The following is a 14,629-nucleotide window of genomic DNA, read 5'->3' as shown; positions in this document are numbered from 1 at the left end:
CACAAGGTTCATGACCTTTGAAAATGCGCGGCGATGCCGGACCTGCCTCATGCGAGGGTCTGGCGCGGGGGATAGCAGCAGCAATGACGAAGACAGACATAGCGACCCGTGTTCACAACCACACCTGGAAGCTTGATCCCATTATCCGCAGCCTGATCGACACGGATTTCTACAAGCTGTTGATGTTGCAGATGATCTGGAAGCTCTATCCGGACGTCAATGCGACTTTCTCTCTGATCAACCGGACCAAGACTGTTCGGCTCGCAGAGGAAATCGACGAGGTCGAACTGCGCGAGCAGCTCGACCATGCGCGCAGTCTTCGACTGACGAAGAAGGAAAGCATCTGGCTTGCCGGTAACACCTTCTACGGACGCTCGCAGATTTTCGAGCCGGAGTTTCTTTCCTGGCTCTCCAGCTATCAATTGCCCGAATATGAGCTCTTCAAGCGCGACGGCCAGTACGAGCTGAATTTCCATGGCCGCTGGATGGATACCACGCTATGGGAAATACCGGCGCTCGCCATCGTCAATGAGTTGCGTTCGAGAAGCGCGATGCGTTCGCTCGGCTATTTCACCCTAGACGTGCTCTATGCCCGTGCGAAGGCCAAGATGTGGGCAAAGGTGGAGCGGTTGCGCGAACTTCCTGGCCTGCGCATCTCCGATTTCGGCACGCGCCGCCGCCACAGCTTCCTGTGGCAGCGCTGGTGCGTCGAAGCGCTGAAGGAAGGCATCGGCCCGGCCTTTACCGGAACGAGCAATGTATTGCTGGCGATGGATTCCGATCTCGAAGCCGTCGGCACCAATGCGCATGAACTGCCGATGGTCGTGGCCGCTCTGGCACAGAACGACGAGGACTTGGCCGCAGCACCCTATCAGGTGATGAAGGATTGGAATCGGCTCTATGGCGGCAATCTTTTGATCGTCCTGCCGGATGCCTTCGGCACGGCGGCCTTCCTGCGCAATGCGCCGGAATGGGTGGCCGATTGGACAGGTTTCAGACCGGATAGCGCGCCGCCGATCGAAGGCGGTGAAAAAATCATCGAGTGGTGGAAGAAGATGGGTCGCGACCCGAAGAAGAAGCTTCTCATCTTCTCCGATGGACTGGATGTCGATGCTATTATCGACACCTACAAGCATTTCGAAGGCCGTGCGCGCATGAGCTTCGGCTGGGGCACCAACCTCACCAATGATTTTGCCGGTTGTGCGCCGAAAACCATCGAAGGCCTGAAGCCGATCTCGGTCGTCTGCAAGGTGAGCGATGCCAATGGCCGCCCCGCGGTCAAGCTTTCCGACAATCCGCAAAAGGCGACCGGCGAGGCAGACGAGGTGCAACGTTATCTGAAGTTCTTCGGCCAGGAAGACCGTAAGGACCAGAAGGTCCTGGTGTAAGCGTCTTCAAGAACCGCAATCTCACACGGGCCCGGTCATCCTCGCCTTGAGCGGCGAGGATGAAAATGCGTCCGCTTATTTCTTCGCAAAGCTGCGGGAGATGTAGTGGAACAGAGCGCGGATCGCTTGTGCTTCGCCACCCACCGAAGTGTGCGGACGCTCGCTGAGCGACCATCCGTAAATGTCGAAATGCACCCATTTCTTCGTGGAAGTGACGAAGCGCTTGAGGAAGAGTGCCGCGGTGATCGATCCGGCCATGCCGCCGGACGGCGCATTTGTAAGGTCGGCGGCGCGGGAGCGAATGTCCTTATCGTAACCCATATGAAGCGGTAGCCGCCACAGCGGATCGTCAGTATCCATGCTGGCCTCTGCGATGCTGTGCGCAAGGTCTTCATCATCCGTGTAGAAGGGCGGGACGTCAGGTCCGAGGGCGACGCGCGCAGCCCCCGTCAGTGTCGCCATGTCGATCATCAGGTCGGGCGCGTCCTCGTCGGCATAGGCCAGCGCATCGGCGAGAATCAGTCGACCCTCGGCATCGGTATTGTCGATCTGGACGGTCAGACCCTTGCGGCTCTTGTAAATGTCGCCAGGGCGGAAGGCATTGGCGGAGATGGAGTTTTCAACCGCCGGAACGAGGACGCGAAGATCGATGGGCAGGCGTGCATCCATGATCATCAGCGCGAGACCAAGCACGTTAGCCGCACCGCCCATATCCTTCTTCATCAGGGCCATGGAGGAGGAGGGTTTGATATCGAGCCCGCCTGTGTCGAAGCAAACACCCTTGCCGACGAGCGTCAGGCGCGGATGACCTTTCTTGCCCCATGACATTTCCAGCAGGCGCGGCGCGCTGGCACTGGCGCGGCCAACCGCATGCACAAGAGGAAAGTTCTCCTTCAAGAGATCGTCGCCGGTGATGACGGAAACCTGCGCCTTGTAGTGGGCGGCCAGACTGCGAAAAGCGATCTCGAGTTCGTCCGGCCCCATGTCATTGGTAGGAACGTTGATCAGATCGCGCGCCAGGAAGACACCGGCCAGCACGCGCTTGATCTCCGCATCTTCGGCATCGCGGGGAATGAGAAGTTTCGGGCCTATGCTTTTGGCGGCGCGATACTTATCGAAGCGATAGGCGCCGAGACCAAAGCCGAGCGCCAGTCGATTGACGGTGAGCGGTGCCGTCTCGATATGCCAGTCGCCTTCGGGAAGCTCGCGCGCCAGTTTTCCGGCGATGAAAGGAAGCTCCGAAGGGTTGGTCCCGAGCCCAAGCAACGCGCCGCCCAGAGCGCCTTCCGCAGAAGGAATCAACAGGATGGCACCCGCTTCTGCTTTAAAGCCTGCCTTCTTCGCCCAGTCGAGAGCGATGGGATCAATGGCACCTTGATCGATATGGGCGGGCGTAACCGCAAAAACGGGAAGTGTTTCCCCAGGTTTCGAACTGAAGGGAGTGGCGCGCTCGATGAATTGATAAGGGACCATTGTCTGCTTTCGTAAACGGCTGAGGCGAGCAAATTAACACTCTGTTAGGGTTAACAGATTATTGCTGGAGCGAAAGTTGCGTGGTGCACGCTGCTTCGATGAAATATCCGATCACAGGGCCGGGGCGATATCATGATTGCGATTTCCTCACATCATGCCAACAAGCGCATCCTCCTTCGGGGTGCCTGTGCCGCTGTTCTGGCGCTTAGCCTTGCGGCCTGCTCCACGAACCGTCCGGACCGCATGTCGACGGGATCGATTTCTCCTGCCGTCTCGCATTCCTATGATCAGATGAACATGGATCAATTGCGCCAGGCGGAAGCCTCGGTTGGCGCATCCTATGCCCGCAATCCCAAGGATCGCAACACCGGGCTCAACTACGCCAACATCTTGATGATGACGGGTAAGAACGCACAGGCGCTTGCCGTCATGCAGCAAGTGGCGATCGCGTATCCAGCAGACCGTGAGGTTCTGGCGGCCTACGGCAAGTCCCAGGCTGCCGCTGGCCAGCTGGAACAGGCGCTCAACACCATCCAGCGCGCGCAAACCCCCGATAGACCGGATTGGCGCCTCTATTCCGCGGAAGGTGCGGTTCTCGATCAGTTGGGCCGTTCGAACGAAGCCCGGACGAAGTATCGTCAGGCGCTTGACCTGAAACCCAACGATCCGAGCATCCTCTCAAATCTTGGAATGTCCTACGTTCTGCAAAACGATCCGCGCACCGCAGAGACCTATCTGCGCAGTGCCGCCGGGCAGCCCGGTGCCGATAGCCGTATTCGCCAGAATCTGGCGCTGGTCGTAGGCCTTCAGGGACGTTTTGAGGAAGCGCAGAAGATCGCCACGCAGGAGCTCTCTCCTCAGCAGGCGCAGGCCAACCTTACCTATCTGCGCGGCATGCTGTCTCAGCAAAATGCGTGGTCGCAGCTTTCCGACAAGAACAAGAAGACGGACGTCCGTTAAGCACTTCTTCTTGTAGATCCCCTCAGCGACGGCGGAGCCGTGTGCCGCAGCATTGCGACCCATCATCATCGGTCTGGAACGGCACGGCTGGCGCTGTCGGCAACGTCATCAGAACGAGTCGGCAACGCGGATACCGGCGGGGCCGAGAATCACCGCAACCAGCACAGGCAGGAAAAACAGGATCATCGGCACGGTGAGCTTGGGCGGCAAGGCGGCTGCCTTCTTCTCGGCCTCGTTCATGCGCTCGTCACGACCCTCCTGCGCCAGAACACGCAAAGCCTGGGAGAGCGGCGTACCGTAGCGTTCCGCCTGGATGAGCGCCTGAACGACGTTCTTCACGCCGTCCAACTGGGTGCGCAATCCAAGATTCTCCAGCGCGACACGGCGATCCTGTAGAAAGGACAACTCTGCCACGGTCAGCACCATTTCTTCCGCAAGCTCTGGAGACTGCTCCGTCATTTCATCTGCCACTCGGCGCATGGCAATTTCCATGGTGGTTCCGGATTCGACGCAGATGAGCATCAGGTCCAGCGCATCCGGCCAGCTCCGCTTGATGGATTTCTGGCGCTTGGTGATGCGGTTCGAGATATAGATATTCGGCGCGTAAAATCCGAGATAGCCGAACAACAGGACAGCCATGAGACGGACAAAAAAGCTGTAACTGGCAAGGTTGTTCAGGCCGTAGACCCAGAACGCTGCGAGGGTCAGAAAGATGAAGGGCAGAATGAAGCGTGCCGCCAGAAACGTATTCAGCGCGTTCTGAGAGCGAAAACCTGCCGCCTTCAGCTTGTTCATCGTATTGGCATCCACCAGCGCCTCACGCAGGTTGAAGCGCTCCACGATCTTCGTGGCGGATTTACTCTGCGTGGCTCGGAGGCTTGCTTTGCCGGCCTTGTTCCCACCATCCGTCCGCTCACGTTCGCGCACGCGAATGCGCTCGCGTTCCGTCGATACCGCTTTCGTCCGTCGGTTGAGGTCCGCGCGGTTCAGATAGGGCATAGCCAATGTATAGACGGTGGAGAAAGCTGCAAAGGCAACAAGAGCACCGATGATCAAGTGCAGGTTGAGAAGGCTGGACATGATATGATCAAACATGGAACGGCCTCAAATCTCGAAGTTGATCATGTTGCGCATGATGATGATGCCGATCGACATCCACACCGCAGAGCAGCCAAGAATGAGGTGCCCTCGCTGGTCGGTAAACAGCACCATCAGATAGTCTGGGGAGGTAAGATAGACCAGGAACGCTACGATGAAGGGCAGGGCTCCGATGATCACGGCGGAGGCCTTCGCCTCCATCGACAACGCGCTGACCTTGGCTTTCATCTTGCGCCGATCGCGCAGCACCTTTGAAAGGTTGCCGAGCGTTTCGGACAGATTGCCGCCGGCCTGTGCCTGCATTGCAATGACGATTCCGAAGAAACTCACCTCAGGCAGAGGCATTGTCAGCGTCATGCGCTCGATGGCTTCGGGTAGCGACATGCCGACCTGCTGGGAATCGACGACGCGTCTGAACTCCGTCTTCACTGGCTCCTGACCGTCGGAGGCGATGAGCCGTACCGCTTCGTTGAGTGGAAGGCCGGATCGGATCGAGCGGCACATCACGTCGAGGGCATTCGGAAACTCCTCGAGAAACTTGGTCTGACGACGTTTCACAAGAAATCGTAAAACCCAACGCGGGGCACCGAGGATGCCAATAAAGCCGATGCCGAGCGCCACGAGAAGCGGCATGTCGTAAAGAAGAGCAACCAGTGCGGCGAAAACAGAAAGACCGGCGCTGATGAGATAGAGTCTGGAGGGCGAGATCGACAGATTGGCCTGGAGAATGAGGCTCTTCACGCTTGCAGTGTTGCGTTTTTTGGCCTTCTCGCTCTGTTTTTTTTCCAGCTCCTTCAGCATGTCCTGCGTCGACTTGCGACGCTTGGTGGTTTCCTGAAGGCGATCGCGCGCGGCTTTCATGTTGATGCGGTCTGTTTCGGCCGCCTTCACGCGGTTGACGCGGGTCGCAGTTTTTTTCTCCGTCTCGATCTGCGGAAAAAGGAAAACATAGGCGAGCGAGCCAGCAGAAATGGCGACGAGAACGATGAGAAGCAGCATTGTCATGGTCATTGGCTATTGCGCTCCATCGCCTCCAAGGCAGCAGCAAGACGCTGTTCCTCGTTGAAATAGCGAACCCGATCGTGGAAGTGCGGCTTGGTGATTCCGCTGGAAACATGCCGTCCGATCAAGCGTCCGTTGGAGTCCTCCCCCTCGATCTCATATTTGAAGAGGTCCTGGGTGATGATCACATCACCTTCCATGCCGACGACTTCCGTCACTTGGGTAATGCGTCTGGAGCCGTCGCGAAGACGCGCGGCCTGGATGATGACATCAACGGAAGAAGCGATGATTTCACGAACGGTTTTTGCCGGTAGCGTATAGCCGCCCATGGCAATCATCGATTCCATACGGCTCAGGCACTCGCGGGGCGTATTGGCATGGATGGTACCCATCGAGCCGTCGTGACCGGTATTCATGGCCTGCAGAAGGTCGAAGACCTCCGGTCCACGGACTTCGCCGACGATGATACGTTCAGGCCGCATACGCAGGCAGTTCTTGATCAGGTCACGCATGGTGATCTCGCCTTCGCCTTCGATATTCGGCGGGCGGGTTTCAAGGCGCACGACGTGCGGCTGCTGAAGCTGAAGCTCGGCGGTGTCCTCGCAGGTGATCACGCGTTCATCGCGGTCGATGTAGCTCGTCAGGCAGTTGAGAAGGGTCGTCTTACCTGAGCCTGTGCCGCCGGAGATGACGACATTGCAGCGGACGCGACCGATGATCTGCAGAAGGACAGCGCCCTCCGGCGTGATCGCGCCGAAGCGCACCAACTGGTCAAGCGTCAGCTTGTCCTTCTTGAACTTACGGATCGTCAGCGCCGGCCCATCGATAGAGAGTGGCGGCGCGATCACGTTGACGCGCGAGCCATCCGGGAGGCGCGCATCGCATATTGGGCTTGATTCATCGACGCGGCGGCCAACCTGACTGACGATGCGTTGGCAGATCGAAAGCAGCTGGGCATTGTCGCGGAAGCGGATATCGGATTCGATCGTCTTGCCGTTGACTTCGATGAAGGTCTGCCCGGCACCATTGACCATGATATCTGCGATGTCGTCACGCGCCAGAAGCGGCTCCAGCGGACCGTAACCCAGAACATCGTTGCAGATATCTTCCAGCAGTTCTTCCTGCTCGGAGATCGACATCGCGAAGTTTTTGATCGTAATAATATCGTTGACGATATCGCGGATTTCTTCGCGCGCGCTCTCCCCGTCAAGCTTTGAAAGCTGTGACAGATCAATGGTGTCGATCAAGGCGGAGAAGACCTGAGCCTTCGTCTGATAATAGTCCTCGGTGCGCGCACGCTTGCGGGCCTGGCTGCCTGTGTCCTTTTGAACCGCAGAGGGTTTAGGTGCAGGTGGCTGCATCACGATAGATTGGGACGGGCGGGGTTCGTCCATCACGGGCGGCGCAGTCATGACAGCCGGATGGGCAGCCGGCAAAGCAGGCCGTCCACTGTTTGCGCTTCGCCCGAAGCCTTCGCCGCCACGTTTTCCAAACATCTCTTGTCTTCCGGTCTGTCGTCTCGTGGACCAATCCACGTTTTACTTGCGTTTCAGGATTTCCATGAACTTGCCGAGCCCCGGTCGTTTCGCTTTGCGGGCCGACGATCGGCCCGTGAGCACGTGCGAAAGCTGGGAGAAGGTTTCCGCAACCGGCGATTTGGCGTCGATCTCACTGATCATTCGCCCGCTGTTAGAGGCAGCACCGAAGAGTTGAACATCGAAGGGGATGATGGCAAGCGGCTCTATTTCCAGCGGCTCAAAGAAGTCGGTGGGATCGATCTCAGGACGCTTCGCCATCCCCACCTGGTTCAGAACCAGATGCGGCGCCTTGTCGTTCGGTCGCAGCTTCTTCAATGCATCGAGAAGGTTCTTGGTGTTTCTTAGATTTGCCAGGTCCGGAACGGCCGTGATGACCACCTCATCGACCTCTGCCAGAACGGCCTGCGTCCAGTCCGACCAGACATGTGGAACGTCCAGCACCGCAACCGGCGCGCTGCGTTGCAGGAGCTCCAAAAGTGGCTGGAAGGCCGCTCTATCGAAATCATACGCACGGTCGAGAAGCGATGGCGCGGCCAGAATGGACAGGTTTTCAGAACATTTGGTCAGCAGGCGATCGAGAAAAACCTCGTCGAGCCGATCCGGCGCGAAGACTGCCTCGGCAATTCCCTGTGCGGGGTCCTGATCGAAGTCGATATTGACCGTCCCGAAGGGCAGATCCAGGTCGGCAAGAATGGTCTCGGTGGAAAACAGGCTCGATATTCCGAAGGCACAATTATGCGCGATGGTGGAAGAACCGACACCGCCCTTGGCGCCGATGAAGGCGATGCTCCGCCCAAGCGGCTCAGCCTCCGGATCGACGAAGATTGCAGAGATCGACGCCATAAGGTCCGACGCTTTGATCGGTGAAACGAGATACTCGGAAATACCATTGCGCATCAGGTCGCGGTAGAGCGCGATATCGTTGTGACGCCCGATGATGATGACGCGCGTCGATGGATCGCACACCTCTGCCAGAGGTGCGAGATCGCTCAGTAGCGTCGATGGATCGCGATGGGTTTCGAGAATGACGAGATTAGGCGTAGCCGTGGATGAAAACGTTCTCGCAGCCGCTTCGATCTCGCCATTGGTCACCCGCATGCTGACCTTGTTCATCCGTCGGTCGGCTGCCAGCCGCTCCATCGTCCGCTGCATAGCCTCGCTTTCACAGAAGGCGTGGATCGAGATGCGTGGCAAAGGGCGAACGCTCTCCAACTCGCCTGGGCGGAGCGTGTCTTCGGCGACTGGCACATCTGCGTTGTTGTGCCGAATATCGTAGTTCACCGGGTTCATATCAGATCCTGTCGCTCAAGCTGGGAGGCGCGTCTTAGTCGTTCGTGGTGGCTGTGTTCTTACCGGCGCGATACTTGCCGAGTACGACCGATCGCCGTTCAGCGTCGATCGGGCTCATGCCGCGGGGGCCGACAAGATCCATGGGGTTGGCAATCTGTGCCGCCAGATTGCTCTGGGAAGCGCAGCCGAAGTTATACCAGTTCTTGTTGGATGAGGTGTTGCTGTTCAAGTCTTCGGGCCACTGGCCGCACTGGCCCGTCATGGCGGTGACGGCAACATAGGAAAGCCGTATGGGCGCCGCATCGCCATAGGGCGAAGCACCGTAAGGAACCTCGGCGATCTTTCCCGCTGGAATGCCGGAAGATGTCAGGATCGATCGGATTTGACGCTTGATGATAGACGCGGACGCTGCATTGGCCGAGCCCGTTGGCACCTGCATTTGAACGATGCTCGTGGAACTCGCCACATAGTTCTGGACGAAGCCCTTCACATTTTCGGCCATAGCCCCGGGCAGCCTGTTGTCTGCCGGAGAGACTGGAATATCCAGCGAGTGTTGCGCTTCGGACAGGGTGATCGGGTGGCGCGTGCGATAGTCGTCCGGAATGGCGCCCGTCGTCTGAGGATCGCGTGCACATCCCTGCAGGGCAGCGACCGCAGCGAGCATGCAGACGAGGTTAGAGAGGCGCAGATAAGAAACAGAATTCGTCATAGGGTGCGTTTTTGTCATTTGTAGATAAATCCTACCGAGCCCTGATATGGCTGTGCCTGAACCTGCTGCCTGTTGTTGCCGTAGACCTTGTTCACCCGGTTCATGAAAAACGTTGCGGAGTCGTTTTCCGGGCTGAAGTTGTCATCGGGCCGCGCGATCTGATTGCGTGCCACGGGCCGAACGAGATAGGGCGTGGCGATGATGACGAGTTCGGTCTCGTTGCGAATAAAATCCTTGCTGCGGAACAGCGTGCCGAGAATTGGAACCTTGGAGGCACCTGGGAGGCCTGACATAGCCTGGCGGACATTGTCCTGCACCAGACCTGCAATCACGATCGAGCCACCCGAGGGTAATTCGACGCTCGTCGATGCTTCGCGCTTGCGAATCGAAAGATAGGTGCTGCCAGGAACGCGGCTCGTGTTGCCGTTGCCTGAGACGACGTTGCCTTCATAGGTCGGCTCGGACACGTTGGTCTCGATTTTCAGGCTGATGCGGCCGGGAGACAGCACGACCGGCCGGAAATTCAACTCGATGCCATATTCCACCGTGTCGGTCTGGCGCGTTACCGTCGGCACATTATTGTCATCGAAAGTGACGTTCTGAACGCCTGCGAGACGGAAGTCGCCGCCGACATAGAACTTTGCCTGCTCGCCGGAAATCGCAGTCAGGCTCGGTTCAGCGAGCGTTCGCATGACGCCTGCCTGCTCCATGGCGTTGAAATAGCTGGACAGAGCGACCTTGCCGATGGCGCCCCCGATATTGCCGGAGCCTCCGATCGCCAGCGCGTTACCAAGGTTGGCTGGATTGGAGAACGAGACCGCTCCACCGAAGTCCGAGCCCGAGCCGCTGATGGAACCGTTGAAGCCGAGCTGCTTGAGAACCTGGCGGCTGACTTCGGCGACCGTTACTTTCAGCGTGACCTGATCTTCGCCCTCGATCGTCAGCATATTGACGATCGACGACTTCTGACGGTTTTCCGCAAAGATCGCCACGGCACCGTCGCCGTTGCTTTCGCTGGTCGCCGTGATGTTACGCGTTGTTGCTTCACCACCCTGGAGGAAGGCTGTGGCAAGTTGCACCGCGCGTGCGGAATCCTGAGGGGTACGGACACTGCCCGAAAGAACAATGTTGTCCGATACGATTTCGACCCTGATATCCGAATCCGGAATGAAGCGGCGCAGATTGGCCTCAAGACCGGTGATATCGCGCTCGACCTCAAGATCAAGGCTGACAATCTCTTCGCCATGGGCGCCGAAGATGAAGATGTTTGTCTGCCCGACCGACTTGCCGAAGAGATAGATACGGCGCGACGTGCGTGTCACCGCATCTGCCATGCTCGGATCGGCAACGAGAATATCGTGGGCATCCTGCGGCAGATCCACGACGAGGGCCTTGTTCAGACCAAGCTTCACGCGCTTGCGCACGCCCGTGCCACTTTCAGAGATCCGAAGAATGCTGGCACTTTGGGCGAGCGCATCCATGGTGCCGATCCCAAAGTGGGATGCACCGGGAACGCCTGCAAAGCCAATGCTGAAGGCGATGCCACCAATGAGCGCCGCCTTCAGGCCATGTCGGATCGAGTTCGTCTTGCTCATTGTGCGGCTCCCTCATTTTCTCGCACGATCGAGCCAGACTTGATGATCTGGATCGCCGGTCTGCCGGATTCGCCGCTGAGTAGATAATCTGCAGATGCCGTGTCGCTATCCTGCACATCCGCAACGGAGCGGAGCGACAAGGTCAGACGGTCCGCCATCTGGTGTGCGACGGTGATGATCTTGGCCTGCTCGGGCGTCAGTTCCAGTGTTGCTGTGGCACCAATGACAGACGGCGTACCGTCAGGCCCTTCCTTGATCTGCTGGTCGATCGCCAGAACGCGGACATTGTTGAGAACGTTTTCGGTCAAGAAGCCGCCGCCCTCATTTTTGCGCACCATGATGACATCGACGCGGTCATTGGGAAGAACGAAGCCGCCCGCACCGGTGGCAACCGATATTTCGGTGGACACAGCCCGCTTTCCAGCGGGCAGAAGCGAGGACATGATGCGCGTGCTGGAATCGACCACCTTTTCGGAGCGAAGCGGCTCTCCTTCGAAAAGCGGGAGGCGAACGATCGCGCCCGTCAGTTCGGCGATCGCATCAGGCCGTTTTTCCTCGGTGACATAACTATCATTGACGCTGCCTTGGGGCCATCGCGCCCAGCGCACGGAACTTGCGTCGAGCCGGCTACCCACGGGCAAATTAACGGCCGAGACCAGAACGCTAACGGTCGGCTCTTTCTGGATAATGGCTTCTGCCTTCTCCACCACCGCCTGCGGCGCAGAAATCTGCATGGCCAGCAGGCCTGCAAGACCAGCAGCCACAACGGCAACGGAGAGGATAACGACACGTGAGGACTTCATGCTGGGCCTTTGGAGTAGAATCTCTACCCAGAAGATGGCCTGCCATTCGTGTAATTATGGTTAATAAGAAGTGATTGTTTTGGGTTAATCAGAAATTAATGTGCTGTATTAGCAAGTTTAAATGGGATTCTAAGCGTCTATCATAAAACGGCGCGCATTGCGGCCTGAACGATGGGTGCTTCCGGGTAAAACAACAGACCCGCGATCGCGATGGCGATACCATATGGAACCTTCTTTGCGACCAGCAACGAGTCAGGAATAGGGAGGCCGCTCGCCATTATCTCTTGAGCGCGCGAACGCAAGAGAAGTATGCCAAGGGTCAAAATACCTCCGATAATGGCCACTGCGATCAAGAACGTCGCGAGAGAGTCGTTGAACCCGAACCAGACAGCGCAAGCTGTGAGGAGCTTTGCATCTCCCCCTCCCATGACATTGAGGGCAAACATCGAGAAGCAAACAAGGAAAACGACTAGTCCAGCGGCAAAGCTCAGACCAAATGTTTGCCAGTCCATCCCAGATGCAAGTGCTACCACGATGAAGGTCCCCATAAGTATGACGGAGATTCTGTTCGGAATCGTCATCGAAAAGAGGTCCGTCAATGCTGCGAGCGCTAGGCAAAGCGGGAATACGAGAAAGATCGAAGCGGTGATCATGCTTTACCTCAAATGCGGCAGGTGGCTCTTCTTCTAAAGAAAATGCCGCCCGGAGGGCGGCACTTTGTTCGAATGTCGCTGCAATCAGCCGCCACCGTTGCCGCCGCTGCCACCATTACCGCCCGTGGCGGCGCCGGCAGCGCCGGAATTTGTCAGCTTGGTACCGATGTTCTCGAATGTTGATGTGAGTTTGCCGCCTATGGTCTGCGCACCCCCAATGATGGCAACAGAGATCAGGGCCGCGATCAGGCCGTATTCGATGGCGGTGGCGCCGGACTCGTCCTTCAGGAACCGAGCGAAAATCTTTGTCATGCGGATTCTCCTAATTCGTTGTTTGTCAGCACGCCGACAACTGTTTCCCGTTGTTCGGTTGAGGCAAACCTACAAAATCTCGATTGCCAAGCGTTTAAAGAACGGGCTTAACGTAACGTTAAATGAGTAATGTCGAACGTTTGGTAAACAAAGCCAAAGATTAAAAGATAAAATACGATTGATGGAGAGAACGTCTGAAGAGTATAGGATAGTGCGAGCCTATCTTGCCTGAAATTCATCGCAACATCGCTGGTATTGTGCGGTTATGCGACAGGCTGTAGCGACGTCGGATTGTATTTGATCGCGCGGCACTTTCTCATTTTGGAGCGCCGTTTAAGTCTTCATTCACCATTCCCGTTCATGGTGGTGACGATGAAATGCGCCAAGCATAAACAAAGGTCTGTTCCGCTCATGCTGTCTTCCACCATCAAAAGATTTGCAATTGCTGTAGCGGTCTTAGGTTTTGCGCCTGCTTTTGCGCTCGCGGCGGATGATGGGATGCTCCGCGTCTCGATGAATCAGGCGCGGGTGCTGAAGCTTGACCGCGCCGTGAGCAAAGTCATTGTCGGTAACTCGAAGGTCGCGGATGCGACGGTTGCCGATGCAACGACGATCGTGCTGACCGGACGCAGTTTCGGCACCACCAATCTCGTACTCTTGGATGCCGAGGGAAACGCAATCGTCGATGAACGCGTTCTGGTGTCGATTGATGAAGGCAACACGGTCAGGGTCTATCGCCAGACCTCACGAAGCGTTCTGTCCTGTTCGCCCTCCTGTGAAGAGCACGCGCAGAACTAAAATCGCGTATGCCAGCATGACTCGCTTCAGAGTGTTCTTGGTTCAGCCCGCGTTCGCTGAACACATCTACTGACTTTGGCGTTTGGACGCCACACGCACTGCACTCAAAAACGACTTTCCCTTTTGTTGAAACAGAAGTTTCGCAGGAAGAACACGGCCATTAATACGTGCGTAGAAGCGTGCTTGCATGCAAAGAGCCGCCGCCTCGCACGACGCTCATCGACACCCAATTTATGAGTGAAGATCGCCAATACAAACGCTAAAAGTATCGCCCCCTAAGGGGAGATCAAAATTTCTATTTTTTGGCTAAGTGATTGATCTGGCTAGGATCAAATAAGGAATGGTGCCCAGAAGAGGACTCGAACCTCCACACCCTTGCGAGTACCAGCACCTGAAGCTGGCGCGTCTACCAATTCCGCCATCTGGGCGACGAGGAGCCATGTACGGGGGCAGGCGGCTGGTGTCAACAGGGATTTTGAAGTTTTGTGACGATCCTTGTTTTTTCATCAAAAAACATCGTTGCTGGGCGTGAGATGGATACTGGAATGTCGGTCGAGCAATCCAATATTGGGCCTTCGATGATGCGCCTTCCATGCGCTGATTCCTGATAGCGGCCAGCCTGCTTGCCTGTCGCGTTAGGTATCAAGCCCCTCATTCTTCTGCCGGTCAAGATGGCCGAGATCCCGGTCCGGGTCGATCATATCGCGCAGACGCTGTTTCAACTCCTTGGGCCCGGGAAAACCGCCATCGCGTTTCCGCTCCCACAACAGTGCCCCATCTACGGTAATTTCAAAGCGGCCGCCCGTGGCCGGAACCAGCGCGACCTCTGCGAGACTGTCCGAGAAGGTGCTGAGCAGCTCTTGCGCCATCCAAGCAGAACGTAGCAGCCAGTTGCACTGTGTGCAGTAGGTGATCGAAACGCGGGGTTTTACAGTGCCTTCCATCTCAGCCGTCCTCATATAAGCTCACGGAAATATTACTTAGTTTGTCATGTTTTGAACGAGCGCAAC

At 57.2% G+C, this 14,629-nt stretch carries 14 protein-coding genes and 1 tRNA gene; 3 read left to right on the top strand and 12 right to left on the bottom strand.

What is annotated here, in order from left to right:
* The first annotated feature begins 83 nt into the window (after positions 1-83).
* Positions 84-1,388: a nicotinate phosphoribosyltransferase gene (gene pncB / locus EYC79_RS02790; protein WP_062443305.1), complete on the top strand. Its 1,305-nt coding sequence runs from the start codon at positions 84-86 to the stop codon at positions 1,386-1,388.
* A 75-nt stretch (positions 1,389-1,463) separates the two neighbouring features.
* Here the strand turns inward: pncB and EYC79_RS02785 are convergent, their stop codons facing one another.
* Positions 1,464-2,861: a leucyl aminopeptidase family protein gene (locus tag EYC79_RS02785; protein WP_130977082.1), complete on the bottom strand. Its 1,398-nt coding sequence runs from the start codon at positions 2,859-2,861 to the stop codon at positions 1,464-1,466.
* A gap of 243 nt (positions 2,862-3,104) precedes the next feature.
* On the opposite strand from EYC79_RS02785, the gene EYC79_RS02780 reads away from it, so the two are divergent.
* On the top strand, positions 3,105-3,821 hold the full coding sequence (locus EYC79_RS02780) for a tetratricopeptide repeat protein (protein ID WP_245495177.1): 717 nt from the start codon (positions 3,105-3,107) through the stop codon (positions 3,819-3,821).
* A gap of 108 nt (positions 3,822-3,929) precedes the next feature.
* Here EYC79_RS02780 and EYC79_RS02775 read toward each other — a convergent pair whose 3' ends face one another.
* From EYC79_RS02775 to EYC79_RS02735, 9 genes are all read right to left on the bottom strand, one after another.
* Positions 3,930-4,916, bottom strand: a complete 987-nt coding sequence (locus EYC79_RS02775; RefSeq protein ID WP_113225669.1) for a type II secretion system F family protein — start codon at positions 4,914-4,916, stop codon at positions 3,930-3,932.
* A 9-nt stretch (positions 4,917-4,925) separates the two neighbouring features.
* Entirely contained in the window at positions 4,926-5,930 is a 1,005-nt protein-coding gene (locus EYC79_RS02770; RefSeq protein WP_130977080.1) for a type II secretion system F family protein, read from the bottom strand.
* A complete protein-coding gene (locus tag EYC79_RS02765; RefSeq protein ID WP_130977079.1) occupies positions 5,927-7,417 on the bottom strand; it encodes a CpaF family protein in 1,491 nt (496 codons plus the stop codon). Before EYC79_RS02765 ends, EYC79_RS02770 begins: the two co-directional genes overlap by 4 nt.
* 42 nt (positions 7,418-7,459) lie before the next feature.
* On the bottom strand, positions 7,460-8,749 hold the full coding sequence (locus tag EYC79_RS02760) for a CpaE/TadZ family protein (RefSeq protein WP_130977078.1): 1,290 nt from the start codon (positions 8,747-8,749) through the stop codon (positions 7,460-7,462).
* 34 nt (positions 8,750-8,783) lie between these two features.
* Complete coding sequence (locus EYC79_RS02755) at positions 8,784-9,458, bottom strand: CpaD family pilus assembly protein (RefSeq protein ID WP_130977077.1); 675 nt, start codon at positions 9,456-9,458, stop codon at positions 8,784-8,786.
* A gap of 14 nt (positions 9,459-9,472) precedes the next feature.
* A complete protein-coding gene (locus EYC79_RS02750; RefSeq protein ID WP_130977076.1) occupies positions 9,473-11,053 on the bottom strand; it encodes a type II and III secretion system protein family protein in 1,581 nt (526 codons plus the stop codon).
* Positions 11,050-11,856 carry a Flp pilus assembly protein CpaB gene (gene cpaB / locus EYC79_RS02745; protein WP_062427240.1) on the bottom strand — a complete coding sequence of 269 codons (807 nt, stop codon included), beginning with the start codon at positions 11,854-11,856 and terminating at the stop codon, positions 11,050-11,052. Before cpaB ends, EYC79_RS02750 begins: the two co-directional genes overlap by 4 nt.
* A gap of 140 nt (positions 11,857-11,996) precedes the next feature.
* Positions 11,997-12,509 (bottom strand): A24 family peptidase, encoded by a 513-nt coding sequence (locus EYC79_RS02740; protein ID WP_113272949.1) that lies wholly within the window; start codon positions 12,507-12,509, stop codon positions 11,997-11,999.
* An 84-nt stretch (positions 12,510-12,593) separates the two neighbouring features.
* Positions 12,594-12,821: a Flp family type IVb pilin gene (locus EYC79_RS02735; protein WP_130977075.1), complete on the bottom strand. Its 228-nt coding sequence runs from the start codon at positions 12,819-12,821 to the stop codon at positions 12,594-12,596.
* Positions 12,822-13,232: 411 nt separating this feature from the next.
* On the opposite strand from EYC79_RS02735, the gene EYC79_RS02730 reads away from it, so the two are divergent.
* Positions 13,233-13,619, top strand: coding sequence for a pilus assembly protein N-terminal domain-containing protein (locus EYC79_RS02730; RefSeq protein ID WP_130977115.1), 387 nt, complete (start codon positions 13,233-13,235; stop codon positions 13,617-13,619).
* A 341-nt stretch (positions 13,620-13,960) separates the two neighbouring features.
* Here EYC79_RS02730 and EYC79_RS02725 read toward each other — a convergent pair.
* Positions 13,961-14,047 (bottom strand) — tRNA-Leu (locus tag EYC79_RS02725).
* Positions 14,048-14,254: 207 nt separating this feature from the next.
* On the bottom strand, positions 14,255-14,563 hold the full coding sequence (locus EYC79_RS02720; RefSeq protein WP_062427328.1) for an Rdx family protein: 309 nt from the start codon (positions 14,561-14,563) through the stop codon (positions 14,255-14,257).
* Positions 14,564-14,629: the final 66 nt, after the last annotated feature.

The organism is Agrobacterium cavarae (assembly GCF_004310285.1).
In the GTDB taxonomy this organism is placed as follows: Bacteria; Pseudomonadota; Alphaproteobacteria; order Rhizobiales; family Rhizobiaceae; genus Agrobacterium; species Agrobacterium cavarae.
The sequence above is the reverse complement of the archived record's forward strand: the minus strand, read 5'-3'. Positions and strand labels throughout refer to the sequence as shown.

What these genes read in the sequence shown, in the direction of transcription:
- cpaB (WP_062427240.1), bottom strand. Translation starts at nt 11,856, where the DNA reads ATGAAGTCCTCACGTGTCGTTATCCTCTCCGTTGCCGTTGTGGCTGCT.
- EYC79_RS02740 (WP_113272949.1), bottom strand. Translation starts at nt 12,509, where the DNA reads ATGATCACCGCTTCGATCTTTCTCGTATTCCCGCTTTGCCTAGCGCTC.
- EYC79_RS02735 (WP_130977075.1), bottom strand. Translation starts at nt 12,821, where the DNA reads ATGACAAAGATTTTCGCTCGGTTCCTGAAGGACGAGTCCGGCGCCACC.
- EYC79_RS02750 (WP_130977076.1), bottom strand. Translation starts at nt 11,053, where the DNA reads ATGAGCAAGACGAACTCGATCCGACATGGCCTGAAGGCGGCGCTCATT.
- EYC79_RS02785 (WP_130977082.1), bottom strand. Translation starts at nt 2,861, where the DNA reads ATGGTCCCTTATCAATTCATCGAGCGCGCCACTCCCTTCAGTTCGAAA.
- EYC79_RS02775 (WP_113225669.1), bottom strand. Translation starts at nt 4,916, where the DNA reads ATGTTTGATCATATCATGTCCAGCCTTCTCAACCTGCACTTGATCATC.
- EYC79_RS02765 (WP_130977079.1), bottom strand. Translation starts at nt 7,417, where the DNA reads ATGTTTGGAAAACGTGGCGGCGAAGGCTTCGGGCGAAGCGCAAACAGT.
- EYC79_RS02770 (WP_130977080.1), bottom strand. Translation starts at nt 5,930, where the DNA reads ATGACCATGACAATGCTGCTTCTCATCGTTCTCGTCGCCATTTCTGCT.
- EYC79_RS02780 (WP_245495177.1), top strand. Translation starts at nt 3,105, where the DNA reads ATGTCGACGGGATCGATTTCTCCTGCCGTCTCGCATTCCTATGATCAG.
- EYC79_RS02755 (WP_130977077.1), bottom strand. Translation starts at nt 9,458, where the DNA reads ATGACGAATTCTGTTTCTTATCTGCGCCTCTCTAACCTCGTCTGCATG.
- pncB (WP_062443305.1), top strand. Translation starts at nt 84, where the DNA reads ATGACGAAGACAGACATAGCGACCCGTGTTCACAACCACACCTGGAAG.
- EYC79_RS02730 (WP_130977115.1), top strand. Translation starts at nt 13,233, where the DNA reads ATGCTGTCTTCCACCATCAAAAGATTTGCAATTGCTGTAGCGGTCTTA.
- EYC79_RS02760 (WP_130977078.1), bottom strand. Translation starts at nt 8,749, where the DNA reads ATGAACCCGGTGAACTACGATATTCGGCACAACAACGCAGATGTGCCA.
- EYC79_RS02720 (WP_062427328.1), bottom strand. Translation starts at nt 14,563, where the DNA reads ATGGAAGGCACTGTAAAACCCCGCGTTTCGATCACCTACTGCACACAG.